The sequence below is a fragment of the Bradyrhizobium sp. CB1717 genome (assembly GCF_029714325.1).
In the GTDB taxonomy this organism is placed as follows: domain Bacteria; phylum Pseudomonadota; class Alphaproteobacteria; order Rhizobiales; family Xanthobacteraceae; genus Bradyrhizobium.
Map to the genome: position 1 here is coordinate 6,694,664 of NZ_CP121666.1, position 25,320 is coordinate 6,719,983.

Genomic DNA, 25,320 nt, shown 5'->3' on the forward strand with positions numbered 1-25,320 from the left:
CCCTTTGATTGTTGTTTCGTTGGCCGCGCGTGCGGCGATCGTCCGTTCGAACTCAAATCCGCTAGCGCGCGAACTCCGTACATTCCGGCGATGGCGCCATGCCCCAGACATCGCGCGGCAGGCCGACCCAGACCTTTGGTCGCTGCGGACGATCGCGGTGCCACGGGCGCGGCTCGAAATAGCCGAGCGCTTCGTCGATCATGCGGTCGAGATCGCAGAACAGCTCGACCAGATGGCCGTCGGGATTGCGGTGATAGATCGCCGTGTTGTGGCCGGGGCCGTGACGCACGGGTCCCCAGAGCACGGGCAGCTTGTGCCGCGCGAGATGGTCGCAGGCGCGATGCATGTGTTCGGGGCCCCGCAGCTCGAAGGCGAAGTGATGCAGGCTGCGCACGGGCGCCCGGGCGAAGTTGAGCGTGTGGTGCTCGAAGCCGCTGCGCATGAAGACGAAGCGATCCTCGATCCAGTCGGAGACCCGCAGGCCCATCACGTTCGCGTAGAAGTCCGAAGCGGCTTGCGGATCGGGCGTGCGCAGCGCGACATGGCCCAGCTTGGCGACAGCGAGCCCGCCGATCCGCTCCTGCGCGGGCGTCGGCGTCCAGCCCTGGATCAGTTCGAAGCGCGTTCCTTCAGGATCGCTGAAGGACAGCAGACGGGACACGCCAGGCAGGGGATCGCTGTGGAGCTCGGGCCGTAAGTCCGCCTGTTTCAGCGCGGCGCCCAGCGCCTCGATCTGGACATCGGGGGATATCTCGAAGGCGATGCTCTTCAAGGCGGCGTCGCCGGGCTCGATCACCAGCGAGAGCTGTTCGGAATCGTTGGCGAGGAACAGGCGGCCGCCGTCGCAGGCGACGAGGCCGAGACCGATCACGCCGCGGTAGTAGTCGAGCAGCCGCCCCGGATCGGGCGAGGTGAAGGTCGCGTGCCGCAGGCGGGTGAAGCGTGCAATGGGTGCTTGTGTCATTATGCGGTCCACCCCCTCATGGCGTCATGATGATCTTGCCGAGCGCGGAGCCCTGCTCCAGCAGCGTATGCGCTTTCCTGACCTCGTCGAGCTTCAGCACCGCCGAGATCGCCGGCTTGATCGCATTTTGGCTCAGCGCCTCGATCACGCTGCGCATCAGGGCGCGGCGGCCGTCGCGATCGTGGTCGTAGATGTGGAAGGAGAAGCAGCGCACGGCCGGACAGATGTCGAGATGGTTGCGCATCGCCGCCATCAAATTCTCTTCCGGCAATCCGGCGAAGGCGTTGTAGGACAGCAGCGTGCCCCATTTGCCGAGCGCGCCGAGATAGGCGGTGAATTCGGGCCCGCAGACGTGATCGAGCACGAGGCCGACGCCGTCGCCCTTCGTCAGCTCGCGCGTCCGTGCCACGACATCCTCACTGCGGTAGAAGATGACATGATCGGCGCCGTTCGCCTTCGCGAACGCGGCCTTCTCCTCGGTCGAGACCGTGCCGATCACGGTCATCCCGGCGAGCTTCGCCAGTTGCACCAGCGCGGTGCCGACGCCGCCGGCCGCGCCAATCACCAGCGCGCTCGCGGGCGCGCGCGGATGGCGGCACTCGTGCAGCAGCGCGTAGGCCACCTGGTAGTTCGACAGGCACACGGCGGCTTGCAGATCGACATGGTCGGGCAGTGCGTGAACGGCATCCGCGGGCGCGACCACATAATCGGCGTAGCAGCCGCCGCGCTGGGACAGATCGCGCGCGCTCAGCAGCACCTTCTGGCCGACGGCAAATCCCTCGACGCCGGACCCGAGCGCGGAAATGCGGCCGGCGACATCGTTGCCCGGATTGGCCGGTAGCGGCGGCATCCATTTGTAGACGCCGCGCCGGATCAGCACGTCGGGCTGCCCGACCCCGAACGCCTCGGCCCGGATCTGCACCTGACCGGGACCCGGCGCGGGCACCGGAAGCTCGACCACCTCAAGCGCATCCGGCCCGCCCGGCTGACGCACCAGCACCGCCCTCATCTCTTCACGCTCCCCAGACCTCTTCAAACCGTCATTTTCGAAAATCATACCGTTTACGAAAATTATTGCAAGATGGTCGTTGGCGCGGCATCTTGAGGCATCGATTCATTGGCAGGCCCATGCCCGACAGCGCCATTCGCCCCCGCAAGGAATTCGGCAAGACCATTGCCGCCGATATCACCCATCGGCTGCGCGAGGAGATCATTGCCTGCGGCCTCGCGCCGGGCGAGCCGCTGCGCTTCGACGTGCTGCGCGAGCGCTTCGGTGCAAGCTTTACGACGCTGCGCGAGGCGCTGACGGCCCTCGCCGCGGAAGGACTGGTCGACGCGCAGGAGCAGCGTGGATTTCGCGTGGCGCCGGTCAGCCGCCAGGATCTGGTGGAGGTCACCGATGCCCGCGTGCTGATCGAGGTGGAATTGATCCGCCGCTCGATCGAGCGCGGCGACGATGACTGGGAAATCGCCGTGATCTCGACGCTGCACCGCCTGAAGCGGATCGAGCAGCGCGATCCCGAGCATCCCTTGCGCGATCCCGAATGGAAGATCGCCCATCGCCAGTTCCACCAGGCGCTGGTGTCCGCCTGCGGCTCGGCGACGCTGCTCGCCATTCGCGCCGAGCTGTTCGACCGCGCCGAGCGCTATCGGCACCTGTCCGCCAATTTCCGGCCGCGTCCGCGCGACAAGGCCGGCGAGCACCAGGCGATCATGCAAGCCGCGATCTCGCGCAATGCCGATCTGGCCGTGCAGCTGATCGAGGCGCATATCCGCTCGACGTCCGATAACGTCGCGACCTACGCGGGCCATCTGCTCGACACCGAATAGCGCAATTTTCGCACACGGCGGCCTTGCGCCCGGGCTTATTTTCGAAAATAATACACCTCATCGAAAATCGAAACCCTTGGGGCGAAACCATGAAGCTGCTGTCGTTCTTGGACGGAAACCGGGAAAGCTGGGGCGCCGTTGTCGAAAACGGCGTGGTCGATCTCGGCCGCGCCCTGCCCCAGTACCCGACCCTCGCCGACTTCCTCGGCAGCGACGACTATGCGCGCCGCGAGGCGATCGTCGCCGAACACAAGCCCACGCTGGCGCTCGGCGACATCAAATACCTTCCCGTGATCCCGCGCCCGGAGAAGATCGTCTGCGCCGTGCGCAACTATCTCGACCACCACAACGAGGCGGTGGCGTTCGGCATGAAGCGCGAGATCACGGAGTTTCCGCCGATCTTCCTACGGGTCTGGCGCTCGCAGGTCGCACACAACGCGCCGGTGATCCGGCCGAGGGTCTCGGACAATTTCGACTGGGAGGGCGAGCTCGCCGTAGTCATCGGCAAGGGCGGCCGCCACATCAGCCAGACTGACGCCTGGAATCACGTCGCGGGCTACTCGATCTACAACGACGTCAGCGTGCGCGACTGGCAGCGCCACGCCCAGCAGATCGCTTCGGGCAAGAACTTCGTCGGCACGGGCCCGTTCGGACCGTGGCTGGTCACGCCGGACGAGATCGGCGATCCCACCAAGCTGAAGCTGGAGACCCGCGTCAACGGCGCGACCGTGCAGTCCTCCGACACCTCGATGCTGATCTTCTCGATCCCGAGGCTGATCGAATATTGCTCGACCATCTTCGACCTCGTGCCCGGCGACGTCATCGCCACCGGCACGCCCGCCGGCGTCGGCTTCACCCGCAAGCCGCCGATCTTCCTCAAGCCGGGCGATGTGGTCGAGGTCGAGATCGAGAACATCGGCGTGCTCAGTAATCCCGTCGTGGACGAGGCGTAAGGCCCGGCATGTCCCACGACATTCGCAAGACCGCGCTCAGCGTCGAGACCGTCTGGCATGAGCGCGGCCCGCGGCTGGAGAAGCCGCTGCTGGTCGGGACGGCCATCGCAGTCGTCCGCAATCCCTTCGCCGGTCGCTATGAGCCCGACTTGATGCCGTTCCAGGCCTCCTTGCGTGAGCTCGGGCGCAAGCTCGCAACCGGGCTGATCGCGCAGCTTGGCGGCGCCGAGCGCGTCGAGGCCTATGGCAAGGGCATCATCGTCGGCGAGGACGGCGAGATCGAGCACGGCGCCGTCTGGCACGAGGCCGGCGGCCACGGCATGCGCGAGGTGCTGGGACAGCCCAAAGGACAGCCGAAGGCGATCGTGCCGGCGGCGAAGACCATCGGCGGGCCCGGCACGCGCCTGATGGTGCCGCTCGGTCATATCCACGCTGCCTATGTCCGCAGCCATTTCGGCACCGCGGAGATGACGCTCTGGGATGCGCCACGGCGCGACGAGATCGCCTTCGGTCTCGTGATGGCAACCGGCGGCCGCCCCCACGCGCGCATCGGCGGCCTCAAGGCATCGGAGATCTCGGTACACGACGGGCAGCGCTGACGCGCCGCGCGCTCAATGCGCGCCGCAGCGGCAGCGCTCGTAGTCGGCGGGATCGTGGCTGTTGACGATCCTCACGCGGTTGCCGTGGTTCAGCTTCAGCGCACGCAGCCGCGCCTGGTTGGCGACCCGCTTGTCCCGGTCCATGTCGCCGCAGCGCTGGAAATAGCCGAGCATCAGGGGCACACGCGGCGATGCATCGAGCTGGGCGTGATGGAAATAGCTGTCGCCGGCATGCAGCAGCCATGTGTCGCCCGAGCGCACCGCGATGCCGCAATGGCCGAGCGTGTGGCCGGCGAGCGGGATCATCAGCACGTCCGTTTCGGTGTCGCCGAGCGCGCGCACACCCTTGAAGCCGAACCAGTCCTCGCCGTCGTCGCCATAGAAGGCCCAACGCGGTCCATGGCTCCACTGCCCCGTGACGTAGCGCTCTTCGGGCGGTGCCGGCTTGCGCAGCACCGCCATGTCGTATTCGGCGCGATGGACGTGGATCGCGGCATGGGGAAAGTCGGGCACGCCGCCGGCGTGATCGCGGTCGAGATGGGTCAGCAGCACGTGACGCACGTCCTTGGGTGAATAGCCGAGCGCCTTCACCTGCTGCACGGCCGTCTCTGCGGGATCGAGCTTCGGCGCGGTCTGCCGCAGCCATCGCCGGCCCAGCCGGCCGGGCGCTGCGATATCGCCAAGGCCAATGCCAGTATCGACCAGGGCGAGGCCGTCATTGGTCTCGACCAGCAGGCAATGGCAGACCAGGCGGGCGCGCTGGAACAGGCTGCCGGTGCCGTTCACCAGGCGGCGGCCGATCGGGCACATCGTGCCGGTGTTGAGATGGTGGATTTTCATGGATGACCTCGCCTGTCGTGACAGGAGCGTTCTTGTCATCGCGGCCGCCATAGGTAAAATATCGAATATTGATATTATCTCTAGGATTATCCTATGGACATCCGCGAGCTTCGCTACTTCGCCGCCGTCTACCGCGAGCGCAATCTGACCGCGGCGGCGCGCGCCTGCTTCGTGTCGCAGCCGTCGATCTCGACCGCGATCACCCATCTGGAGGCCGAGCTCGGCACCACACTGTTCATCCGGCACAAGAAGGGCGTTGCGCCGACCGCGTCGGCCGAGCAGTTTCACACCGTCGCCCGCCGCATCATCGACGAGGCCGATGCCGCGCGCAGCCTGTTCAGGAAGCCCGCGACCAAGACCACGGTGACCTTGGGCCTGATGCGCACGCTCGACGTGCCCCGGACGATCGCGCTCTTGAAGCCGCTGACGGCGCGCAGCGATGTCGCACTTCGCCTCGTCGGCAGCGACGAGCGCGCCGACGCGCGGATCATCGCCAAGACCATGCTGCGCGACGACGAGCATTTCGTCGCGCTGTGGAGCGAGCGCTATGTCGCCGCGCTGCCGCCGTCGCATCCGCTGACGCTGAAGGACAAGCTCCGCGCCGCCGATCTCGCCGAGGTGCCCCTGATCGACCGCTGCCATTGCGAGCAGAGCGCATTCTTCGGCCGCAATGCACAGCGGCGCCAGACCGCGGCGATTGCGCAGTCGGAGGACTGGGCGATGGCGCTGGTCGCCGCCGGCGTCGGCATCGCCATCGTCCCGGAAGGCGTCGCGAAGAGCAATCCCGATGTCGCGGTGCGCGAGATCGAGGTCAAGGTCAAACGCGAGGTCGGGCTCGCCTATCGCGCATCGGCGCCGCTGGCAGATGCGCTGAAGGATTTTGTCGGGAAGCTTCAGAAGCAGCGGCGATAGCGAGAGCCGACCGGACAACGGCCCGGCGCGCGCGAACGGCTCAGCCCTTCGAGACGACCGCGCGGCCGTAAGGCGGCTGGCTCATGACCGGCGGATTGGCGGTCTGGGCGGCGAGCTCGCCGATCAGGCGGTCGGCATCGGCGGCCATGCCGTCGGGCGCCTGGATCACCAGACGCTCCAGCGCCCAGCGGTAGGAGGAGACGCGCTGCTCCAGGCATTGCTGCACCCACTGCACGATCAGCGAGTTCTCCTGCATGCGCGCGACCGCATCGTCCCTCTCTCGTGGCGAGAGCGCGGAGACGCGCGCCATGGTGGCATCGCGCTTCCTGTCGAGATCGATGACGCGGATCGCGCTGGCGAAGAACGGCTCGAAACGGGTGATGTCGTTGCGGACGTCCTCGATCAGCTGCGCATAGCGCGAGGAGTGCGAGCGGTGCGGCTCGTCGATCAACGTTCGGCCGTACATGGTGCGGTCGAACACGATCTTCTGCCGCCACGGTGAGGGCAGCGGCTTGTAGTCGCCGAACACGCTCTTCCAGGCCGGGCGCGACAGCGGCGGCTCGATCATGGGATAGGCGAGGTCGCGAAGCTGGCGTTCCTCGTCGGTGAGCTGGAATTGCGAGGGCCCCAGGCCGACGCTGCCGGTAGCCTCGGCGCCCAGCCAGCGATGCATGTCGTCGCTGCGCATGTCGGCGCGGGTGCGGCCGAAATCGCCGCCGCTGCAGGCGCCCAACGTCGCGCCGAGCAGCGCGAGCAGGACGGCCGATACGAAAGGCCGGATATGGCGGATGGGGTCCGGCATTGCAAAAGCCTGACCGTCAGCGACGGCGACGACGGCGCCCCGGCGCTGTGCCCTGCTCCGGCCCGCGATCGCCGCTGGTTTCGTCGCTCTCGCGCTCGATGCGGATCACCGGGAGAATCAGAATCGTTCCCATGTCCGCGTGCGGTGTGACGTCCCCCGACGAGCCTACCCGGCGACCGGCCGGAAATTCGATGATGGTCCCCATGTCAGCTCTCTCAATTGCCGCGCGATCAAATACGCCCCTGCAACATGGCAGTCATTAAGATCAGCTCATGGTTAACGGGGTGTAAACATGCCCTTTGGACCGTAACTGCACGGGCGGGCCGCGCCGTCCCGTTGCGGCACGAGAAGGCCTCAAATTTAAGGGCCGGCTTCACGCCTCGTTTTCCTTAACGAGCCTTTAAAGGAACCTGCGCTAGGCTCGCCCCAAGTATCTTCTCCGAGTTGCGTACGCCTCCATGACCAAGTCGCTGTTTCCCGGATTCGACGGGCTGATGAGCCTCTCCCGTCGCGAAGGCGTCGATGTTCGGCCGACGCTGCTGCGCGTGCTGACCGACCTCTACGTCCAGACGCGCGTTCACAGCGATGACGAGCAGCGCCAGTTCATCGAGCTTGCGACGCGGCTGATCGACCAGGTCGACGACGCGACCCGCGCGGCTATCAAGGCCAAGCTCGCGGTCTATCCGCAGACGCCGGTCCCGGTCCTGCAGAAGCTCGGGCTGGTCGCCGCCCAGGAAGGTCGCAGGATTCCGCTGGCGCGCGAAATCCCCGCGCCCGTGCCGGCCCCCGCCGCGGTGCGCGCCCCGACCGAGGCCGAGCAGCGCATGGCCGCGAACATGGCGATGCAGCCGAAGGACGCCGCCGAGATCCACGACATGTTCTTCCGCGCCTCCGCCTCCGAACGCGCGCTGATCCTGCACAATCTGGCGCAGACGCCGCTGAAGGCCGCGCCGCGGATTCCGACCGTGCGCGCCAAGCGCGCGTTCCAGATCCTGGAGATGGCGGCGATCGCGGGCGACGTCGAGAGCTTCACCCTGGAGCTCGGCGACAGCCTGATCCTGCCCTCGCGGGTCGCCGCGCAGATCGTCGACGATGCCGGCGGCGAAGCGCTCGCGGTCGCCGCGCGCGCGCTCGACATGCCGAGCCCGAACTTCCAGCGCATCCTGCTGTTCTTCAAGCCGGAGATCGGCAATTCCGTGAACGAGGTGTACCGGCTGTCGCGGCTCTACGACCGCCTCGACGACCGCTCGGCGCTGGTGATGCTGGCGGCCTGGCGCGGCTCGACGCTCGCGGTCACGCGGGCAAAATACCAGTCATCGCTGCACGACGGCGAACGCCAGCGCGCCCGTGCCGGCGCAAGCCAGACGCGGCCGGGCGTGCAGCCGGGATCCGCGCCCGCGGTGCGGGCGGGCACCGGCGGCTCGTCGGAGCGCTGAATTTCCCGCGCTTGCCCTTTGGAGAGTGACGCAGCGTGTTGGGCACGCAGCCCGCACCGAACTCGTCATTGCGAGCGCAGCGAAGCAATCCAGAGTCCCTCCGCGGAAAGATTCTGGATTGCTTCGCTGCGCTCGCAATGACGGTTGGCGCTACGCCTTCGCCAATTCCAGAAAGTGCCGCCCGCCGCGGTCCTCCGTCTCGACGATCCAGGCATCCGGATCGAAGCGGAGCTCCTTGGTCAGGCGCTCCTCAATCGTGTGCTCCGGCTGCGGCTGCGGCGCAACCGGCACGAAGAAGCGGTCGACCGGACGTCCGTCGTCGTAAGAGGTCTGCGGCGCCGGCACGTATAGCATCGCATGGCCGTCGAGCAGCGACACCTTCACGAACACCGCGCCCGCCTCCTCGGCGCCGCGACGGCGCACCGCGCCGAACACGCCCTCGGTCTGGCAGCGGCGCAAATAGGCCGCGACCCATATGTTGGATTTCAAACGCATGGAAAGGACGATAGGCCAGTGCCGCGATCAGCACCAGCCTTGCGCGCAAGCCTGACGATCATTCGACGGGATGGCCGATCGCGGCGGCGAGCTCGCGCAGCAGGCGGTCGGAGACCTGGCCGGTGACGGGCATCTTGTGCTCGCGCTCGAATTTCTGGATCGCGGACTGGGTTTCGCCACCCATCGTGCCCGTGATCTTCAGATTGCCATAGCCGTATTCGGAGAGCGCGCGCTGCACGCCGGCGATGCGCCGCGCGGCCGGGCTCTGCTGCGGGATCGGCGCCGGCGGACGGATCGCGGACGGCGGCGAGGTCGTCGCCTTGACCAGATTGGTCATGGGATCGTTGCCCGCGCGCGGTGTCGATGCGGTCGCCTCGACCGGTTTCTCCACCGGCTTCTCGGCGGCGCGCTCGGCCGGCTTGGGCTCGACGCGAAACTCGGTGGCCTTGGGTTCGAGCGGCGAGGTATCGGCGCCGACCGGGCGCGGACGCGGCATGGGATTGGACAGCGGCACCGAGGACGGCGCGGGAAGATTGATCACGGTGCCGAACATCGGCGCAGGATGCCGGCCGGTCTGCAGGAACAGCGCATTGGCGACGATCGCACCGATCGCGGCAACGGCAACGAGGCCGGCCAGCGTGTCCTTCGGGCTGTGCAACAGCACGCGCATCACGAGGTTGCGCTCGGTCTCGACATCGATGACCGCAGCCTTAGCCCCGCCCTTGGCACCACGGCGGCGCGGAGCAGCTTCGTCCTTGGCAGACTTCTTAGGCACTTTTCTTCACCGGAGCGGGTTGGTCGTGACGTTGATCGTTGAGTTCTTCGTGAAGTTCTTTGTGAAGTTCTTTGTGAAATTCCTGGCGCGGCACCGGCGTCAAGGTCGTGACCTTGCTCTCGACCGGCTTGGCTTGCGGCGGCGTATAGACGAGCGGCAGCTTGACGGTGACGGCGGTGCCCTCACCTAACCGGCTTTGTACCGTCAATTCGCCGAGATGCAATGCCACGAGACTCTTGACGATGGACAATCCAAGTCCCGTGCCTTCGTGTCGGCGCTGATAGGTCTTGCCGGCCTGGAAGAACGGCGCGCCGATGCGCTTGAGATCGTCGGGCGCGATGCCGACGCCGGTGTCGCTGATGCGCAGCGTGAGCTGCGATCCGGTCACCGCTGCTGATACGGAGACCTGACCGCCGCGTTCGGTGAACTTGACGGCGTTGGCGACGAGGTTGAGCACGATCTGCTTGAAGGCCCTGGGATCGCCGGTCATGACCGGCAGGTCCTGCGGCGCGTCGGTGACGAGGTCGACGCCGTTTTCCCGTGCCTTCAGCGCCAGCAGATTGCAGCAATGCAGCAGCGAGGCGCGCGGCGCGAACGGCTCCGACGCGATCTCGAAATTGCCCGATTCCATCTTGGACATGTCGAGGATGCCGTTGACGACCGACAGAAGATGCTGGCCGGAATCGTTGATGAGCTGGGCATATTCCTTGCGTTGGGCCGCACCCAGCATCAGGGTCTGCTCCTGCGCGATCATCTCCGAGAAACCGATGATCGCATTGAGCGGCGTGCGCAGCTCATGGCTCATGGTGGCGAGGAAGCGCGTCTTGGCGGCATCGGCGGCCTCCGCCGCGCTGCGGGCCTGATCGAGCGCCTGCTCGGAATGCTTGCGATCGGTGACGTCGCGCATCACGGCGACGACCTCGGGCTCGCGCGCGGGATCGCGGTCCCGATCCTGCTCGAGCGGCCGGCAGCGCATCTCGACCCAGATGAAATCGACCTGGCCGCGCTCCGAGCCGGCAGGCTCGCGCCGCAGCCGGAACTCGACGCTGCGCACGTCGCCGCGCGCGGCATCCGACAGCGCGGTGAGATAGGCCGGACGGTCGGCGACATGGACGCGGTCGAACAGGCCGTGGCCGTGCAACTGCGTCACTGATAAGCCGAGCATGGCCTCGGCGGCCGGCGAGATGAACTGCACCGCGCCGTTGCGCTGATGCCGGGAGATGACGTCGCTCATGTTGCGCGCGAGCAGGCGATAACGCTCCTCCTCGCGCGACAACAGCGCGACGCTGGTGCGCGCCAGCGATTCAGCGCCGAAGGCAAGGCCCGCAGCATAGAGAGTGGCCGAGGCGACGCCGAACGCCATCAGCACGCCGCGCTGCGCGGCGCTCGGCTCCTCCACCGGCAGCCAGCCGAGCTGGCTGACCAGGATCAGCATTCCGGCGCAGGACAGCGCGAGCAGCGAGGCGAAGGCCGCGACGCGGCGCGAGGCCGACAGCGCAGCTTCGAGGGGAACCACCACCAGCCAGACCGCGGCAAACGATTCAATGCCGCCGGTGGTGACCGCGACCGCCATGATCAGGCCGGAGAGCGCCAGCGACGACAGCACGTGCGCGCCCTCGTAGCGGCCGGTCCGCGACAGGAACCAGGACAGCATGATGGGCGCGATCAGCCAGGCAAAGGCCGCGACCTCGACCGCGCTCGGCGCGCCACGCATGGCGAGATAGACGGGGAATGCGGCAAACGCTGCCAGGCTGCCCAGCAGCCGCGGCGCCATGAAGGCACGATGGCGCGCTCGCGTCAGCGCATCGTAACGCGCGGAGGGATGCAGCAGCGCATCGAGACAATCGCGGATGATACTCAAAACTGTCACGGGTCTCGCGCTTCGGCTCAATCGTCTTTAGAAGACGCGCCGGAACGCCTCCTTATCGTTGAGCCAACCTGTCAGAGCGACCTTAAACGAGTGCTAAGGCGGCAACGCGCGCAGCCGGACACCGTGTCATCGCGGGGCTTTTTAGACGATTTGACGACGTCTTCGGTGAGGATGGTGAACACAGGGTTTCACCGTCCGCCGCATGGTTTCGAATTGGTGGATACGCGGCCCCGGAAGGGCACGGACCGCAGCATCAATGGAAAATTTACGAGACCGGGGCCTTGCGAAGATTTTCGCGTCAATTTTCCACGAATTAAGCTCAAGGCAATCACTTGCGATTTATCGAGAGTTGCTAGGTCCGACGCGCTCTGCGGACATCGCCGCGGCGGGATCTAACGTACAGGTCGACAAGATGCGCTTTCTGCTCCGCATCACATTCTGGCTCGGGTTGGTGCTGGTGCTCCTGCCACGGGACAAGACGCCCGATTCGGAGAAGCTGCCGCAGATCGGCGCCGCCGATGCGGTGCAGGCTGCGACCGCGGCCGTCTCCGACATGACCCAGTTCTGCAAGCGCCAGCCGGCGGCCTGCGAGGTCGGTGGCCAGGCCGCGACCATCATCGGCCAGCGCGCGCAGGACGGCGCGAAGAAGATCTACCAGATCATCAACGACAAGAAAGAGCAGATCACCAACGACAAGAACGACGGCTCCAAGAACGACCATAAGAAGGCCCCCGACCATACCGGCTCGATCGCAATGGCCGGCGAAGGCGACGCGGCCGCAAGCGAGGCGCCGCGCGACACCCTGACCCAGGACGACCTTGCGCTGGAATGGCGCGGCCCTCAGGCAGCGAATTAGGGCCCAAACCCTATCGATTTCACGGCTTCGCGTCCCTATATTGGCCTTAACGGGAACTGTGGGCCAATATGACGACGATCGACGAAATCAGGGACAATTTCGAGATTCTGGACGAGTGGGACGACCGCTACCGGTACGTCATCGAGCTCGGCCGCACCCTGGAACCGCTGCCGGAGGCCGAGCACTCCGCCGAGAACAAGGTGAATGGCTGCGTCAGCCAGGTCTGGCTGCAGAAGCTGGTCGACCGCAATGGTGGCGCGCCGATCCTGAAATATCGCGGCGACAGCGACGCCCATATCGTGCGCGGGCTGGTCGCGATCGTGCTCGCGCTCTATTCCGGCCGCACGCCGCAGGAAATCCTCGCGACCGACGCGATCGCCGTGTTCAACGAGTTCGGCTTCCGCGATCATCTGACGCCGCAGCGCTCCAACGGCCTGCGCTCGATGGTCGAGCGCATCAAAACGGATGCGAAAGAGGCGCTCGCGGAAGCGTCCTAGACCCTCACCACACAACAGGTGCCGTAGGGTGGGCAAAGCGGAAGCGTGCCCACCATTCGCGTGTGATTGGTGAGAATTCGTGGGCACGGCGCTGCTCGCCTTTGCCCACCCTACGAGATCTCGAGCTGGACTACTTCCCCTTCTTCCGCTGCTGCTGCCCGAGGCCCATCTGCTTGGCCAGCTGCGAGCGCGCCACCGCGTAGTTCGGCGCGACCATGGGATAGTCGGCCGGCAGGCCCCATTTCTCGCGATACTGCTCCGGCGTCATGTTGTACTGCGTGCGCAGATGGCGCTTCAGCGACTTGAAGCGCTTGCCGTCTTCCAGGCAGACGAGATAATCGGGCGCGATCGACTTCTTCAGCGACACAGCCGGCTTTGCCGGCTCGAGCGGCGCCGCCTCGGTGCGGCCCGTCGAGACCCGCACCAGCGCGCCATGCACCTGGCTGATCAGGTTCGGAATCTCGGCGGCCGGCGTCGGATTGTTGCCGAGATAGGCCGACACGATGCTCGCCGTCAGCTCGATGAAATTCTTAGTCCCGGCATCCGACATGGGCTTGCCCCTTCCCTGTTGCGCCGCGCGGGATTGACGACGCCAAAGTATTCCGTGTCAACAATACGTTCGGCGAAAATACGACAACTGGCGAATATGAGCTGACCACTGACGACGTGACGAGAACGGTCGCGCTTTACTTGCGCAGCCCAGACTTGCGTCTCAGGACCGCTGATCGAGATGCGCGCGCAACTCGTCGATCGAGGCAAAGCGCATCATGCCTTCCGGCATCTGCGCCTCGATCGAGCCGTCGGAATAGAGCGAATAGGCCATGCCGTCGACGATACCGGATTTGAGCACCGTCACGGGCGGCTGCTCGGCCGCCGGCTCCGGCTCGGGCGCAGGCGGCGGCGGGGGAGCCTCGGTGAAGATCGAGGGCGAGCGCGGTGGCGGGGGCGGACGGCGTGCGGCGGCCGGCGGTTCCGGCGGGCGCATGCGATCCGGCTTCGGCCAGGCATCGTCGAAGCTCGCAGGCGGGGTGTCCGGCGCGGCAGGTGCTGCGGGTTCCGCAGGCGGTGGCGCGCCCTCGGTGGCCTTGGCCTCCGCGCGCTCGCGCTCCTTGCGTGAGGTCGAGGCGAACATCAGGTTGCGACGGCGCGGCGGTTCCGGCGCCGCAGGAGGCGTCGGGGCGACCGGCTCCGGCGGCGGCTCGGCGCGCGGACGCTCCCGCGCCGGTGCTTCGCCCAGCCATGGCGGCGCCGTTGCCGGCGATGGCGGAGGCTCGCCCCGCATGGCCGGAGCAGGCATCGGCTCGGACGCAGCCGCGCCCGGCACCGCAAGGCCCGGCAGCACGGGCCTGACCCGAACCTCGGACGGTGCGCCGGCGAGCCGACGGGCGATGCCCTTCAGCTCCAGCAGCACCAGGTGCAGGCCGGCCAGTAACATCCCGGAGCAGACGCCGATCGTGCCGGAGATTATGAGAGTGCTGCCGAGGCTGAATTCCCTGACAGTGAAGCCAAACAGGATCGCAAGGAGGCCCGCCACCACGGCGACAATCCCCACGATCAACATTGCCAAGCTCATCGAACTCATCCCCGGCCGCGCATCCACACGCGACACCCGTCACGCCACGATACCGTCATACGGCGTTCCACGCCAACCGTGAATTGTGGTCGGCGTTCCTAAAGAGAAGGAAATCAGGGACTTATTCACATTCCCTTCAGCTACGGCTCGCTACTGTTGGGAAGCTCCCGGTTGCAAGGATTTGCTGCGTCGCATCAGGAATTTAGCCATAATGCCCAATTACTTGGTAATGGAACTGCGCTATAGGGAGACCGGGGAAGTGGCCCACGCGCACCGGCAGGGCCAAGAGGGGATTCCGGGTCACCAATAGCCATGACATCCATCACGACTTCGGCGATCGACACGCCTCTGCGGCGCTCGGTCGAACGGACTTGCGACGATCTCGCCATGCTGGTGCTGGCCGCGGTCGCCGTGATTGCAGGCTTGACCTTCCGCGACTACGGGCTCGGCTGGGACGATTACACCCACGCTGAATATGCCGACCTGTTGCTGCGCATGTTCGGTTCCGGCTTCAAGGACACCGCGGCGCTCTCCTTCGCCAATCTCTACATGTATGGCGGCGGCTTCGACATGGTCGCGGCCCTCTTGCACAAGGTGCTTCCGCTCGAGCTGTTCGAGACGCGCCGCCTGGTCGGCGCGATCGTCGGGGTGGTCGGACTTGCCGTGACCTGGCGGCTCGGCCGCCGCATCGGCGGCCCCCTTGCAGGTCTTGCCGCGCTCCTGCTGCTCGCGCTGTGCCCGATCTTCTACGGCCACATGTTCATGAACCCGAAGGATGCGCCCTTCGCTGTGGCCATGATCATCCTGATGCTGGGCCTGGTCCGGCTCGCTGAGGAATATCCGCAGCCTTCGCCGCGCACGATCCTCATCGTCGGCTTAGGGGCCGGTCTTTCGCTCGGCTGCCGTGTTCTCGGCGGGCTCGCACTGGTCTACGCCATCCTCGGTTTCATCCCGCTGTTCCTGGAGGAACTGCGCACCGAGGGCCTGCGCGAATCGGTCCGCCGCTTCGCCCATGTCGTCTACGTGCTGCTGCCCGGTCTCGTGTTCGGCTATCTCGTGATGGGCCTGATCTGGCCGTGGTCGATCATGGAGCCCGGCAATCCCTTCGAGGCGCTGACCTACTTCTCGCACTTCTTCGAGAAGCCGTGGAAGGAGATGTTCGACGGCGCGATCGTGTCGGTGCCGGACATGCCCTGGTCGTACCTGCCGACGCTGTTCGCGCTGCAGCTGCCCGAAGTGATGCTGGTGCTGATGGGCGGCGCCGTGGTCAGCACCTTCGCGCTGCTGCCGCGCGGCGACGTTCCGGCCCGCCGCAAGACCATCCTGCTGATGCTGACGCTGGCTGCGACCCTGCCGCTCGCGATCGCGATGGTGAAGCGTCCTGCGCTCTACAACGGCATCCGCCATTTCGTCTTCGTGATCCCGCCGATGGCGGTGCTCGGCGGCGTCGCCTTCGCCTGGAGCATGGAGCGCCTGCGCGCCAACCACCGCACCTGGCAGCCGGTCGTGCTCGCGACCTTCTGCTTCGGCCTCGCGCTCTCGCTCGCCGAGATGATCCGGCTGCACCCCTACCAGTACACCCACTTCAACCACATCGCCGGCACCGTGCGCGCCGCAGACGACCGCTTCATGCTGGACTATTGGGGCCTCGCGCTGAAGCAGGCCTCGGACGAGCTGCGCGAGCAGCTGGTCGAGCGGCAGGAAGTTCCACCCGTCAATCGCAAATGGAAGGTCGCCGTGTGCGGTCCGCAGCGTCCGGCGCAGGTCGCGCTCGGACCCGACTTCACCATCGGCTGGGATTCCAATGCGGCCGATTTCGCCATGACGCTCGGCGAGTTCTACTGCAAGGGCCTCACCGCGCCCGTCATGGTCGAGATCAAGCGCGACGACGTGGTGTTCGCCCGCGTCTACGACATCCGCGGCCGCAGCATTTCCAGCCTGCTCTCGATCCCGGCGCCGTAATAATTTTCTCCGAACCGTAGCCCGGATGGAGCGAAGCGAAATCCGGGATCAGGCGTCCCGCATTACGCTTCGCTCCATGCGGGCTACGCTTGGCTGCTGCGATTTGACCGCCTTGCCGCCAGCCTCACCCAAGTCTACGCTCCCTTCCCGCAACAACGAGGTTCGGAGAGAATTGTCATGTCACCAGCAGAAGCCCGCCTGAGGGAAATGCCCTCCAACATGACGGAGGCCGAGTGGCAGCAACGGGTCAACCTCGCCGCCTGCTATCGCCTCGTCGCGCTGTACGGCTGGGACGATCTGGTCGACACCCACATCTCCGCGCGCGTGCCTGGCCCCGACCATCACTTCCTCATCAACCCCTACGGGCTGATGTTCGAGGAGATCACGGCCTCGAGCCTCGTCAAGGTCGATTTGCACGGCAACCAGCTCTCCGAGAGCGAGTACAGCATCAACCCGGCCGGCTTCACCATCCATTCGGCGATCCACGAGGTACGCGAGGACGCGATCTGCGTGCTGCATCTCCACACCCTCGACGGCACCGCGGTGTCGAGCAGCGCGGAAGGGCTGCTGCCGCTGAACCAGACCGCCCAGCTCGTCACCCACGACCTCGCCTATCACGACTATGAAGGCATCGCGCTCGACCACGAAGAGCGGCCGCGGCTGCAGAAGGACCTCGGCGATCACAACCACATGCTCCTGCGCAACCACGGCACGCTGACCGTCGGCCGCTCGGTCGCCTCCGCCTTCGAGCGCATGTACCACCTCGAGCGCGCCTGCTCGATGCAGGTGCGCACGCGCGCGCTGGGCACGCCGGTCTATCCGGTCGAGGAGATCGCGATCGAGAAGAACACCGAGCTGCTCGCCAACCGCGACCGCGCCGAGCTGCGCGCCAACAACCTCGTGTGGCCGCCGCTGCTGCGCAAGCTCGACCGCGTCAATCCCGGCTACCGCTCTTGAGATTTTCCGGATTTGGTGTAGGGTAGCGCTCAACGAACCTCTACGCCTTTTGGAATGAAACGCCGCCCAATTCCGGGCGGCGTTTTTATTTGGCGGCGGTCGCCACGTTCGTCATTGCGAGGAGCGAAGCGACGAAGCAATCCAGACTGTTTCCGCGGATACATTTCTGGATTGCTTCGCTTCGCTCGCAATGACGAGGACAGGTCTCGTAGGGTGGGCAAAGGCGCGCAGCGCCGTGCCCACGATCTTGCAACTCATTTGGGAAGTGGTGGGCACGCTGCGCTTTGCCCACCCTACGGCACCGTGCGTTATTTCACCTCCGCCAACGCTGCGAGAATGCGAGCCCAGGAGCGGATGCCCTTCTGGAAGCTGCGGAGGTCGTACTTCTCGTTCGGCGAGTGGATGTTGTCGTCGTCGAGGCCGAAGCCGACCAGCAGCGAGTCGAGGCCAAGCGTACGCTTGAAGTCGGCGACGATCGGGATCGAGGCGCCCGAGCCCATCAGCACGGTCTCCTTGCCCCATTCCTCGCTGAGCGCCTTGCTGGCGGCGGCGAGCGGCTTCATGTTCCAGTCGAGCGCAACCGCGGGCGCGGCGGAGTGGTCGCCGAACTCGACCTTGCAGTCGCCGGGAAGGCGCGCCGTCACGTAGTCGCGGAAGGCCTTGCGGATCTTTGCGGGATCCTGCCCCTCGACCAGGCGGAACGAGACCTTGGCGGAAGCATGCGAGGGGATCACCGTCTTGGAGCCCTCGCCGATATAGCCGCCCCAGATGCCGTTGACGTCGCAGGTCGGACGCGAGGAGGCCTGCTCGATCAGCAGACGGCCCTTCTCGCCGGCGGGGATCGACAGCCCGATCGGCTTCAAGAACATTTCCGGCGTCAGGTTGAGCTTCTTCCACTGCTCCAGGATATCGGGCGGCAGATCCTTCACCCCGTCATAGAAGCCGGGAATGGTGATGCGGTTGTCGTCGTCGAACAGGCCGCCGAGAATCTTGGTGAGCACCCGGATCGGATTCATCGCGCTGCCGCCGAACACGCCGGAATGCAGATCGCGGTTGGCGGCGGTGATCTTCAGCTCTTCATAGAGCAGGCCGCGTAGCGAGGTCGTGATCGCGGGCGTGTTGCGGTCCCACATTCCGGTGTCGCAGACCAGCACGTAGTCGGCCTTGAACTCGTCCTTGTTGGCCTCGATGAAGGGCACGAAATTCTTCGAGCCGACCTCCTCCTCGCCTTCGATCAGGAAGGTGACGTCGATCGGCAGCGATCCCGTCACCTTCTTCCAGGCGCGGCAGGCTTCGACGAAGGTCATGACCTGGCCCTTGTCGTCCTCGGCGCCGCGCGCGACGATGATCTTGCGGCCGTCGGCGTGGTCGGTGACCACGGGCTCGAACGGCGGACGGTTCCAGAGATTTTCCGGATCGACCGGCTGCACATCGTAATGGCCGTAGAAGATCACATGCGGCCGTCCGCCCGCCTTGGTCTTGCCGACGATAGCGGGATGGCCGGCAGTGGGGCGCACTTCGGTGGCGACGCCGAGGCTGGCGATATCCTTGGCGAGATGCTCAGCCGCCGCCTTGCAATCGGCCGCAAAGGCCGGATCCGCGGAGATCGACTTGATCCGCAACAGCGAGAACAGACGCTCCAGGCTGTTGTCAAAATCCTTGTCGATGTGGTCGAGCACGGATTGAAGCTGCGCATTGGCCATGGTCGGATTCCTGACTATTGAGTCTTAAGACGGCTTCTCAAGATTGTTGGGTTTTAGCCCCGTCGCAGGCTCGGAGCCAGCGGCAACGGGCGGATGCCGCATGTGCCATGCGAGGCTCCCGGCAAGAATGGCCGTGGCGGCGAGGTTGTTGCCCCAGGCCTGGATGACATTGGGAAACCACGGCAGCGCCAGCAGCATGAGGGTGCCGGCCGCGCCCAGCGCGAGCCAGGTTCCCAGCCGCACATTCGCCCGCACGTCGAAGGCGGCACGATGCATCAACACCGTCATCGGGAAGAACAGCCACATGAAGTAGTATTGCCGCGCCAGCGGCGAAGCCACCGTCATCAGGCAGAACAGGATGCCGAGCTCCTCGGCATCCGAGCGCGCCGTTCGCCGTCGTCGCGGCGGCATGACCGCAACGAAGCCGAGCCCGAGCAGGGCTGAGACAGCCAGCACGATCAAGTTCGCCGTTTTGTAATCAACGTCGATGACATTCATCGTGCGCGGCGGCTTGTTCGGATCCTCCTGATTATAGTTGATCGGGCGGACCAGGCGATGCGTCATGGCAATGAGCGACTGGTTGACCCACGACCAGTTCTGCTCGTCGCGCTGGCCAAAGCCCTTTTCCGAGCTCGACCCGACCATGCCTTGATACCAGGTCTTGAGTTCGGCCGCGTTGCTCTCGAAACCGCGGATCGGGGCCGGCACGACATAGAGAAGGATGCCGGTGAAGGCGACCGTCGCGGCGACGGCGGCCCACTTCCTCCGCCACATCAGATAGGGCAGCACCGCGATCGGAAACACCTTGATGGCGGTGGCGAGCGCGAACATGAAGCCTGCGAGCCACGCTCGCTGATGCTGCAGGCTCCAGAAACCGTAGAGCATCATCGCCAGCAGCAGAAGGTTCGGCTGACCGAGGTCGAACATGTCGAACACGAAGGTCACCGTAACGAAAGCCGGCAGTGCCTCGAGCCAAGGGCCAGCCGTGCGGCCCGAGCCGGTCATCGCTTGGGACAATGTCCCGGTGTACCACCACGCCAGCGCATTCAGGATCGACAGCACGATGTAGAGCGGGATCTTGCCGAACCAGCTAGGGATCGCGAGCAGGATCGCGGGAAGCGGCGGATAGATGAATTCAAAATACGAGTGGATGTCGGCGGGATAGAGCGGCCCGCCGTGCAGAACCTGCTGCCCGGCCCAGTACCACAGCCCGTAGTCCTTGGTCTTGCCGTGGCCGAAGATCTCCGGAACGAGAACGTCGGCAGTCAGGATGACACAGCAGAGTAGGAAAAGCAGGTCCAGCGGCGCACGCAGCGACAGGCGTCTCGGCGCATCAGGCTTGGGGAATGGGTCGGTCAAGGTCACACTACGGTCCGGTCCGGCGAAGGCATAGGACGAAGCAGACCGCGGAAGGCTTGGAGAGCCCCCTCACCTGAAATTGTGCTCGCCGTGAAGCGACCGCGCTCGACCGCGAATGGCTTCTAATCGGGCTTCTTGCCTATCTCCGCAGCAACCCGCCGAGCGCACCGCGGACCAGGGTGCGGCCGATCGAGCCGCCGACCTGGCCGCCGATCGACTTGCCGACATTGGCGGCCAGCCCGCCGATCACCTGGTTCGTCACCGATCGCGTCACGTCGCGCGCGATGACCTGGCCGGTCGAGAGGCGGCCGCGCTTGACATTGGTACCGAAGATGGTGCCGACGATCGAGCCGATCTGGCCGAGGATGCCGCCACCGCTTTCGCCGGCCGGACCGTCGGCCGTGGCCGCGGTGCCGGCGATGCGCTTCTGAAGCATCTCATAGGCAGATTCAGCATCGACGGCGGTGTCATATTTGCCCTTCACCGGGCTTGCATCCATGATCGCCTTGCGCTCTTCCGGCGTGATCGGCCCGATCCGGGCCGACGGCGGCCGGATCATCACCCGCTCGACCATGGTCGGCGTGCCGTTGCCTTCGAGGAAGGACACCAGCGCCTCGCCCTTGCCGAGCTCCGTGATCACCTTGGCGGTGTCGAGCTTCGGGTTGGGACGGAAGGTCTGGGCCGCCGCCGCGACCGCCTTCTGGTCGCGCGGGGTGAAGGCGCGCAGCGCGTGCTGCACGCGGTTACCCAGCTGGCCGAGCACGCGGTCCGGCACGTCGACCGGGTTCTGCGTCACGAAGTAGACGCCGACGCCCTTGGAGCGGATCAAGCGCACCACCTGCTCGATCTTGTCCATCAGCGCCTTGGGCGCGTCGTTGAACAACAGATGCGCCTCGTCGAAGAAGAACACCAGCTTCGGCTTCGGCAGGTCGCCGGCCTCGGGCAGCTCCTCGAACAGCTCCGACAGCATCCACAACAGGAATGTCGCGTAAAGCCGCGGGCTCTGCAGCAGCTTGTCGGCGACCAGGATGTTGACCATGCCGCGACCGTCGCGATCGGTCTTCATGAAATCCTTCAGCGCCAGCGCCGGCTCACCGAAGAACTTGGTGGCGCCCTGGTTCTCCAGCACCAGGAGCTGGCGCTGAATGGTGCCGACGGTCGCCTTGGTGACGTTGCCGAAGCCCTGCGCCTCCTTCTTGATGTCGGCGAGCGGGCTCTCCTCGGCATCCGCCCCCTTCTTCCCGCTATCGGGCACGATGGCATCGAGCAGCGCGCGCAGATCCTTCATGTCGATGAGGGTCAGCCCATTGTCGTCGGCGACGCGGAAGGCGACGTTGAGCACGCCTTCCTGCACATCGTTGAGGTCGAGCATGCGCGCGAGCAGGAGCGGCCCCATCTCGGTGACGGTCGCCCGCACCGGGTGGCCCTGCTCGCCGAACACGTCCCAGAACACCGTCGAGAACTGATCGGGCTGGAATTTCAGCCCCATCTCGGAGGCGCGCTTGACGATGAAGTCCTTGGCCTCGCCGACCTCGGAGATGCCGGAGAGGTCGCCCTTGATGTCGGCCGCGAAGACCGGGACACCGGCGCGCGCAAATCCTTCCGCCATGACCTGCAGCGACACCGTCTTGCCGGTTCCGGTTGCGCCGGTGACAAGGCCATGGCGATTGGCGAGCGCCAGCGTCAGCCATGCCTGCTCGTCTCCCTTGCCGACGAAGATCTTGTCGTCAGTGTCGCCGAGCTTGCTGTCCTGTGCCGTCATTATTCTCTCTGATCTCTCTGCGGTGTTTCGCGTATCGAAACCCAAATCCGCCAGTTCCCTAGTTTAACGCATGTCGCGCGCCGATTAAAACCGTTCAACGCGGCCTGAGCATGCGACATTGTCGGAAACTAGCGGGCGACATCAGCCGAAAGTTGGAACGAGGCGTTCGCACCGCGGTAATTTCTTGCTGATTCCATCTCCGCTCTTGCATCGCTGCAACACTTTTCACGCGTTCGGGAGTGAATCGGATCGTTGGTCGCGTTCATCGCTTGTATTTCACATCGCACCGGCTCAAGATCATTTTCGAAAACAATACTCCGGCATGTGAACCGGCTGAGGGGCAGGCCATATGGACGAGCTGATCGGACGGCTGGCGGCAAACGCCAGCATAGATAGTGCTGTCGCCGAAAAGACCGTCGGCATTATCCTGGGCTTTCTCCGCAACGAAGGCCCTTCCGAGAACGTCGAAGCCCTGATCAATGAGATTCCCGGAGCGGAAGCGGCGATCGAGGCCTCCAGAAGCGGCGGCGGACTGTCGCGGCTGATGGGCGGCGGCCTGATGGCCGTCGGCACGCGCCTGATGGGGCTGGGCCTCGGCATGTCCGAGATTCAGTCCATTGCCCGTGAACTTTTCCGCTACGGCCGAGACAAAATCGGAGCGGATCAGATGGGCAAGATCATCGCGGGGACGCCGGGCCTCAGCCAGTTCGCCTGAGCGACGCTTTTCATATCGAGCATCATGACATATCCGATCTCCGAGATTGAGGGCCTGCCCTCCTTTGCCGCCAACAAGCTGAAGGCGCAGGGCATCCGCACCACCGCCGCGCTGCTCGAGGCCGCATCGACCGTGAAGGGCCGCAAGGCGCTGTCCGCCAAGACCGGCATCAGCGAGCAGCTGCTGCTGGAATGGGCCAACGTCTCCGACTACATGCGTATCCCCGGCATGGGCCGGGCCAAGGTCGGCCTGGTCCGCGCCGCCGGCGTCACCACCGTGCGCGAGCTTTCCTATCGAAATCCGGCAAGGCTCGCGCAAAGCATGCGCGAGGCCAACGAGAAGAAGAAGCTCGTCCGCATCCTGCCATCGGAGAAGTCGGTCGGCGACATCATCGCCAAGGCCAAGAAGCTGTCGCCGAAGATCACGTATTAGGCTGCGGATCAAGCTGGAGAGGTGGGGTACCACTGCTCCCAGATCGTCATTGCGAGCGCAGCGAAGCAATCCAGAATCTTTCCGCAGTAACGGCCTGGATTGCTTCGCTGCGCTCGCAATGACGGAGTGTGGGCGAGAACGTCGCTTCCTCTCGGCCGTCTGTGCGCATCGGAATGGCCGCGAATCGCTCCCAATCCCGGCTTGACTCCCCCTTCCCGACAGCGCAATGCCACGCGCATGAATGCCTCGCCCTCCCCATCCGTCCCGCCGGCCGGCTCGGCCGGGCTTGATGCGCTGCGGACGCTCGTGGGCCGGCCGATCCCGGCGGTGATGGGCGTGCTCAACGTCACGCCGGATTCCTTCTCCGACGGCGGCCAGTTCATCGCGCCCGAGCAGGCACTCGTGCGGGCGCGGGCGATGATCGAGGCTGGCGTCGACATCATCGATATCGGCGCCGAATCCACCCGGCCCTACACCGGCGCCAAGGCCGTCACGGCCGAGGACGAGCTTGCCCGGCTGAAACCGGTGCTGCCAGGCGTCGTCGCGCTCGGCGTGCCCGTGTCGATCGACAGCATGAAGGCGGAGGTGGTGAAATTCGCGCTCGACCAGGGCGCGGTGATCGCCAACGACGTCTGGGGCCTGCAACGCGACGCCGACATGGCGCCGCTGATCGCCGCAAAAGGCGTCCCCGTCATCGTCATGCACAACCGCGACAGCGTCGATCCCGCCATCGACATCGTCGCGGACATGAAGGCATTCTTCCTGCGCTCGCTGGACATCGCCGCAAAAGCCGGCATCGCGCGCGAGAGCATCGTGCTTGATCCCGGCATCGGCTTTGGCAAGACCGCCGAGCAGAGCATGATCGCGCTCGCCCGGCTGCGCGAGCTCGACAGGTTCGGCCTGCCGATCCTGGTCGGTGCCTCGCGAAAGCGCTTCATCGCCTCGGTGTCGCCGTCGGAGCCGAAAGAGCGCCTCCCCGGCTCGATCGCCGCGCACCTGATCGCCGCGCAGCGCGGCGCCAAAATCATCCGGACCCACGATGTCGCCGAGACCTTGCAGGCCCTGCGGGTGGCACACGCAATCGAGAGCAAGCAATGACCGATACGATCTTCGTGACCGGCCTGTCGATCCATGCCCGCCATGGCGTGATGGATCACGAAACCGAAGTCGGCCAGCGCTTCGTCATCGATCTCGAACTCTACACCGACCTGTCCGAGCCTGCGCGCACCGACCGGCTCGCCGACACGGTGTCCTACGCCGAAGTCGTGTCGACCACGACGGCGGCGTTCAAGAACACCAATTACAAGCTGCTGGAAGGCGCGGCCGGCGCGGTTGCGGATGCCATCCTGTCGCACTTCCCGCGCATCCGTGCGGTGAAGATCACCGTACACAAGCCGCACGCGCCGATCGCGGCGATCTTCGATGACGTCGGCATCATGCTGACGCGCTCGCGGCATCCCTGATGGCAAGCGTGCTGATCGCACTCGGCGGCAATGTCGGCGATGTCCGCGCGACGTTCCAAAAGGCGATCGCGCACATCTGCGGCATGGCGCAAGCTGCGGTGATCGCGCGCTCTTCGGACTATGCGACGCCGCCCTGGGGCGACGAGGACCAGGCCCCCTTCATCAATGCCTGCGTCGAGATCGAGACCAGCCTCGATCCGCATGCGCTGTTGTTCGTGCTGCAGAAGGTCGAGCAGAAATTCGGCCGCACGCGGGACAAGGAACGACGCTGGGGCCCGCGTACGCTCGATCTCGACATGATCGCCTACGACGATATGTCCTTGCAGAAGCCCGACCTGACGCTGCCGCATCCACGCCTGTTCGAGCGCGCCTTCGTGCTGGTGCCGCTGGCCGAAATCGCGCCGGACCGCGTGATCTCGGGCATTCGTGTGCGTGACGGGCTTGCCAGCGTCTCGACGCAAGGCATTGAGCGGCTTCCGGATACCGGTTAACCAAAAACAACCGTTTGCAGGGACGATCCGCCGTGGCAATTTCGCCTGCGAATAACAAGATTTTCGGGAGCCCC

General features: G+C 65.6%; 26 protein-coding genes and 1 pseudogene. 14 read left to right on the top strand and 13 right to left on the bottom strand.

The window, feature by feature from the left end; all coding sequences use genetic code 11:
- Positions 1–61 precede the first annotated feature (61 nt).
- Together QA649_RS31355 and QA649_RS31360 are read right to left on the bottom strand one after the other, a co-directional pair.
- Positions 62–964, bottom strand: coding sequence for a VOC family protein (locus QA649_RS31355; protein ID WP_283020589.1), 903 nt, complete (start codon positions 962–964; stop codon positions 62–64).
- Between the two features lie 16 nt (positions 965–980).
- Positions 981–1,973, bottom strand: a complete 993-nt coding sequence (locus tag QA649_RS31360) for a zinc-dependent alcohol dehydrogenase family protein (RefSeq protein WP_283020590.1) — start codon at positions 1,971–1,973, stop codon at positions 981–983.
- 119 nt (positions 1,974–2,092) lie between these two features.
- On the opposite strand from QA649_RS31360, the gene QA649_RS31365 reads away from it, so the two are divergent.
- The 3 genes from QA649_RS31365 (at position 2,093) to QA649_RS31375 (ending at position 4,346) form a co-directional block, all read left to right on the top strand.
- Positions 2,093–2,794 (top strand): FCD domain-containing protein, encoded by a 702-nt coding sequence (locus QA649_RS31365; protein ID WP_018647842.1) that lies wholly within the window; start codon positions 2,093–2,095, stop codon positions 2,792–2,794.
- 89 nt (positions 2,795–2,883) lie between these two features.
- Entirely contained in the window at positions 2,884–3,747 is an 864-nt protein-coding gene (locus QA649_RS31370) for a fumarylacetoacetate hydrolase family protein (protein WP_283020591.1), read from the top strand.
- Between the two features lie 8 nt (positions 3,748–3,755).
- Positions 3,756–4,346, top strand: a complete 591-nt coding sequence (locus QA649_RS31375) for an amino acid synthesis family protein (RefSeq protein WP_283020592.1) — start codon at positions 3,756–3,758, stop codon at positions 4,344–4,346.
- 12 nt (positions 4,347–4,358) lie between these two features.
- Here the strand turns inward: QA649_RS31375 and QA649_RS31380 are convergent, their stop codons facing one another.
- Positions 4,359–5,186, bottom strand: coding sequence for an MBL fold metallo-hydrolase (locus QA649_RS31380; RefSeq protein WP_283020593.1), 828 nt, complete (start codon positions 5,184–5,186; stop codon positions 4,359–4,361).
- Positions 5,187–5,279: 93 nt separating this feature from the next.
- On the opposite strand from QA649_RS31380, the pseudogene QA649_RS31385 reads away from it, so the two are divergent.
- Positions 5,280–6,095 (top strand): annotated as a pseudogene (locus tag QA649_RS31385) (LysR family transcriptional regulator); the annotation flags it as partial.
- A 43-nt stretch (positions 6,096–6,138) separates the two neighbouring features.
- On the opposite strand, the gene QA649_RS31390 reads toward QA649_RS31385, so the two are convergent.
- Positions 6,139–6,900 (bottom strand): hypothetical protein, encoded by a 762-nt coding sequence (locus tag QA649_RS31390; protein ID WP_283020594.1) that lies wholly within the window; start codon positions 6,898–6,900, stop codon positions 6,139–6,141.
- Positions 6,901–6,916: 16 nt separating this feature from the next.
- Positions 6,917–7,105: a hypothetical protein gene (locus QA649_RS31395; protein ID WP_018647854.1), complete on the bottom strand. Its 189-nt coding sequence runs from the start codon at positions 7,103–7,105 to the stop codon at positions 6,917–6,919.
- A gap of 253 nt (positions 7,106–7,358) precedes the next feature.
- Between QA649_RS31395 and QA649_RS31400 the strand changes: the two genes are divergently transcribed.
- Positions 7,359–8,336, top strand: a complete 978-nt coding sequence (locus QA649_RS31400; RefSeq protein ID WP_283020595.1) for a DUF2336 domain-containing protein — start codon at positions 7,359–7,361, stop codon at positions 8,334–8,336.
- 150 nt (positions 8,337–8,486) lie between these two features.
- Here the strand turns inward: QA649_RS31400 and QA649_RS31405 are convergent, their stop codons facing one another.
- From QA649_RS31405 to QA649_RS31415, 3 genes are read right to left on the bottom strand one after another with little or no spacing between them, the layout of a single operon-like run.
- Positions 8,487–8,831: a DUF1491 family protein gene (locus QA649_RS31405; protein WP_283020596.1), complete on the bottom strand. Its 345-nt coding sequence runs from the start codon at positions 8,829–8,831 to the stop codon at positions 8,487–8,489.
- Between the two features lie 58 nt (positions 8,832–8,889).
- Entirely contained in the window at positions 8,890–9,606 is a 717-nt protein-coding gene (locus QA649_RS31410; protein WP_283020597.1) for a peptidoglycan-binding domain-containing protein, read from the bottom strand.
- Positions 9,599–11,476 carry a PAS domain-containing sensor histidine kinase gene (locus QA649_RS31415; RefSeq protein ID WP_283020598.1) on the bottom strand — a complete coding sequence of 626 codons (1,878 nt, stop codon included), beginning with the start codon at positions 11,474–11,476 and terminating at the stop codon, positions 9,599–9,601. The genes QA649_RS31410 and QA649_RS31415 overlap by 8 nt, the downstream gene beginning before the upstream one ends.
- A 412-nt stretch (positions 11,477–11,888) precedes the next feature.
- Here QA649_RS31415 and QA649_RS31420 point away from each other — a divergent pair, with 412 nt between their 5' ends.
- Both QA649_RS31420 and QA649_RS31425 read left to right on the top strand, forming a co-directional pair.
- A complete protein-coding gene (locus QA649_RS31420; RefSeq protein WP_283020599.1) occupies positions 11,889–12,332 on the top strand; it encodes a DUF5330 domain-containing protein in 444 nt (147 codons plus the stop codon).
- Positions 12,333–12,400: 68 nt separating this feature from the next.
- Complete coding sequence (locus QA649_RS31425) at positions 12,401–12,829, top strand: SufE family protein (RefSeq protein ID WP_283020600.1); 429 nt, start codon at positions 12,401–12,403, stop codon at positions 12,827–12,829.
- A gap of 130 nt (positions 12,830–12,959) precedes the next feature.
- Here QA649_RS31425 and QA649_RS31430 read toward each other — a convergent pair whose 3' ends face one another.
- Together QA649_RS31430 and QA649_RS31435 are read right to left on the bottom strand one after the other, a co-directional pair.
- The gene (locus QA649_RS31430; protein WP_018647946.1) at positions 12,960–13,379 is read right to left on the bottom strand and encodes a MucR family transcriptional regulator; all 420 of its coding nucleotides are present in this window, start codon (positions 13,377–13,379) and stop codon (positions 12,960–12,962) included.
- Positions 13,380–13,541: 162 nt separating this feature from the next.
- A complete protein-coding gene (locus QA649_RS31435; RefSeq protein WP_283020601.1) occupies positions 13,542–14,402 on the bottom strand; it encodes a DUF308 domain-containing protein in 861 nt (286 codons plus the stop codon).
- 312 nt (positions 14,403–14,714) lie between these two features.
- Between QA649_RS31435 and QA649_RS31440 the strand changes: the two genes are divergently transcribed.
- Both QA649_RS31440 and QA649_RS31445 read left to right on the top strand, forming a co-directional pair.
- Entirely contained in the window at positions 14,715–16,364 is a 1,650-nt protein-coding gene (locus QA649_RS31440; protein ID WP_283020602.1) for a glycosyltransferase family 39 protein, read from the top strand.
- 177 nt (positions 16,365–16,541) lie between these two features.
- Positions 16,542–17,321, top strand: a complete 780-nt coding sequence (locus tag QA649_RS31445; protein ID WP_018647949.1) for a class II aldolase/adducin family protein — start codon at positions 16,542–16,544, stop codon at positions 17,319–17,321.
- 308 nt (positions 17,322–17,629) lie between these two features.
- Here QA649_RS31445 and QA649_RS31450 read toward each other — a convergent pair whose 3' ends face one another.
- The 3 genes from QA649_RS31450 to QA649_RS31460 all read right to left on the bottom strand — a co-directional run bounded on the left by QA649_RS31450 (position 17,630) and on the right by QA649_RS31460 (position 22,145).
- On the bottom strand, positions 17,630–19,024 hold the full coding sequence (locus QA649_RS31450; RefSeq protein ID WP_283020603.1) for a M20/M25/M40 family metallo-hydrolase: 1,395 nt from the start codon (positions 19,022–19,024) through the stop codon (positions 17,630–17,632).
- 24 nt (positions 19,025–19,048) lie between these two features.
- Positions 19,049–20,389 (bottom strand): glycosyltransferase family 87 protein, encoded by a 1,341-nt coding sequence (locus QA649_RS31455; RefSeq protein ID WP_283020604.1) that lies wholly within the window; start codon positions 20,387–20,389, stop codon positions 19,049–19,051.
- 133 nt (positions 20,390–20,522) lie between these two features.
- Entirely contained in the window at positions 20,523–22,145 is a 1,623-nt protein-coding gene (locus QA649_RS31460) for a helicase HerA-like domain-containing protein (protein WP_283020605.1), read from the bottom strand.
- A gap of 349 nt (positions 22,146–22,494) precedes the next feature.
- Between QA649_RS31460 and QA649_RS31465 the strand changes: the two genes are divergently transcribed.
- The 5 genes from QA649_RS31465 to folK all read left to right on the top strand — a co-directional run bounded on the left by QA649_RS31465 (position 22,495) and on the right by folK (position 25,246).
- A complete protein-coding gene (locus tag QA649_RS31465; protein ID WP_283020606.1) occupies positions 22,495–22,860 on the top strand; it encodes a DUF2267 domain-containing protein in 366 nt (121 codons plus the stop codon).
- A gap of 24 nt (positions 22,861–22,884) precedes the next feature.
- Positions 22,885–23,292, top strand: coding sequence for a DUF4332 domain-containing protein (locus QA649_RS31470; RefSeq protein WP_283020607.1), 408 nt, complete (start codon positions 22,885–22,887; stop codon positions 23,290–23,292).
- Between the two features lie 237 nt (positions 23,293–23,529).
- Positions 23,530–24,390: a dihydropteroate synthase gene (folP, locus tag QA649_RS31475; RefSeq protein WP_283020608.1), complete on the top strand. Its 861-nt coding sequence runs from the start codon at positions 23,530–23,532 to the stop codon at positions 24,388–24,390.
- Positions 24,387–24,755 (top strand): dihydroneopterin aldolase, encoded by a 369-nt coding sequence (folB, locus tag QA649_RS31480; RefSeq protein WP_018647956.1) that lies wholly within the window; start codon positions 24,387–24,389, stop codon positions 24,753–24,755. The genes folP and folB overlap by 4 nt, the downstream gene beginning before the upstream one ends.
- Positions 24,755–25,246, top strand: coding sequence for a 2-amino-4-hydroxy-6-hydroxymethyldihydropteridine diphosphokinase (folK, locus tag QA649_RS31485; protein ID WP_283020609.1), 492 nt, complete (start codon positions 24,755–24,757; stop codon positions 25,244–25,246). The genes folB and folK overlap by 1 nt, the downstream gene beginning before the upstream one ends.
- Positions 25,247–25,320: the final 74 nt, after the last annotated feature.

Excerpts from the sequence above, each read along its gene's own strand:
- QA649_RS31445 (WP_018647949.1), top strand. The coding sequence starts at position 16,542 with ATGTCACCAGCAGAAGCCCGCCTGAGGGAAATGCCCTCCAACATGACG.
- QA649_RS31425 (WP_283020600.1), top strand. The coding sequence starts at position 12,401 with ATGACGACGATCGACGAAATCAGGGACAATTTCGAGATTCTGGACGAG.
- QA649_RS31355 (WP_283020589.1), bottom strand. The coding sequence starts at position 964 with ATGACACAAGCACCCATTGCACGCTTCACCCGCCTGCGGCACGCGACC.
- QA649_RS31375 (WP_283020592.1), top strand. The coding sequence starts at position 3,756 with ATGTCCCACGACATTCGCAAGACCGCGCTCAGCGTCGAGACCGTCTGG.
- QA649_RS31380 (WP_283020593.1), bottom strand. The coding sequence starts at position 5,186 with ATGAAAATCCACCATCTCAACACCGGCACGATGTGCCCGATCGGCCGC.
- QA649_RS31400 (WP_283020595.1), top strand. The coding sequence starts at position 7,359 with ATGACCAAGTCGCTGTTTCCCGGATTCGACGGGCTGATGAGCCTCTCC.
- QA649_RS31435 (WP_283020601.1), bottom strand. The coding sequence starts at position 14,402 with ATGAGCTTGGCAATGTTGATCGTGGGGATTGTCGCCGTGGTGGCGGGC.
- QA649_RS31365 (WP_018647842.1), top strand. The coding sequence starts at position 2,093 with ATGCCCGACAGCGCCATTCGCCCCCGCAAGGAATTCGGCAAGACCATT.
- QA649_RS31420 (WP_283020599.1), top strand. The coding sequence starts at position 11,889 with ATGCGCTTTCTGCTCCGCATCACATTCTGGCTCGGGTTGGTGCTGGTG.
- QA649_RS31395 (WP_018647854.1), bottom strand. The coding sequence starts at position 7,105 with ATGGGGACCATCATCGAATTTCCGGCCGGTCGCCGGGTAGGCTCGTCG.
- QA649_RS31360 (WP_283020590.1), bottom strand. The coding sequence starts at position 1,973 with ATGAGGGCGGTGCTGGTGCGTCAGCCGGGCGGGCCGGATGCGCTTGAG.
- QA649_RS31470 (WP_283020607.1), top strand. The coding sequence starts at position 22,885 with ATGACATATCCGATCTCCGAGATTGAGGGCCTGCCCTCCTTTGCCGCC.
- QA649_RS31465 (WP_283020606.1), top strand. The coding sequence starts at position 22,495 with ATGGACGAGCTGATCGGACGGCTGGCGGCAAACGCCAGCATAGATAGT.
- QA649_RS31390 (WP_283020594.1), bottom strand. The coding sequence starts at position 6,900 with ATGCCGGACCCCATCCGCCATATCCGGCCTTTCGTATCGGCCGTCCTG.
- QA649_RS31440 (WP_283020602.1), top strand. The coding sequence starts at position 14,715 with ATGACATCCATCACGACTTCGGCGATCGACACGCCTCTGCGGCGCTCG.
- QA649_RS31370 (WP_283020591.1), top strand. The coding sequence starts at position 2,884 with ATGAAGCTGCTGTCGTTCTTGGACGGAAACCGGGAAAGCTGGGGCGCC.
- QA649_RS31450 (WP_283020603.1), bottom strand. The coding sequence starts at position 19,024 with ATGGCCAATGCGCAGCTTCAATCCGTGCTCGACCACATCGACAAGGAT.
- QA649_RS31430 (WP_018647946.1), bottom strand. The coding sequence starts at position 13,379 with ATGTCGGATGCCGGGACTAAGAATTTCATCGAGCTGACGGCGAGCATC.
- QA649_RS31405 (WP_283020596.1), bottom strand. The coding sequence starts at position 8,831 with ATGCGTTTGAAATCCAACATATGGGTCGCGGCCTATTTGCGCCGCTGC.
- folP (WP_283020608.1), top strand. The coding sequence starts at position 23,530 with ATGAATGCCTCGCCCTCCCCATCCGTCCCGCCGGCCGGCTCGGCCGGG.
- folK (WP_283020609.1), top strand. The coding sequence starts at position 24,755 with ATGGCAAGCGTGCTGATCGCACTCGGCGGCAATGTCGGCGATGTCCGC.
- folB (WP_018647956.1), top strand. The coding sequence starts at position 24,387 with ATGACCGATACGATCTTCGTGACCGGCCTGTCGATCCATGCCCGCCAT.
- QA649_RS31460 (WP_283020605.1), bottom strand. The coding sequence starts at position 22,145 with ATGACGGCACAGGACAGCAAGCTCGGCGACACTGACGACAAGATCTTC.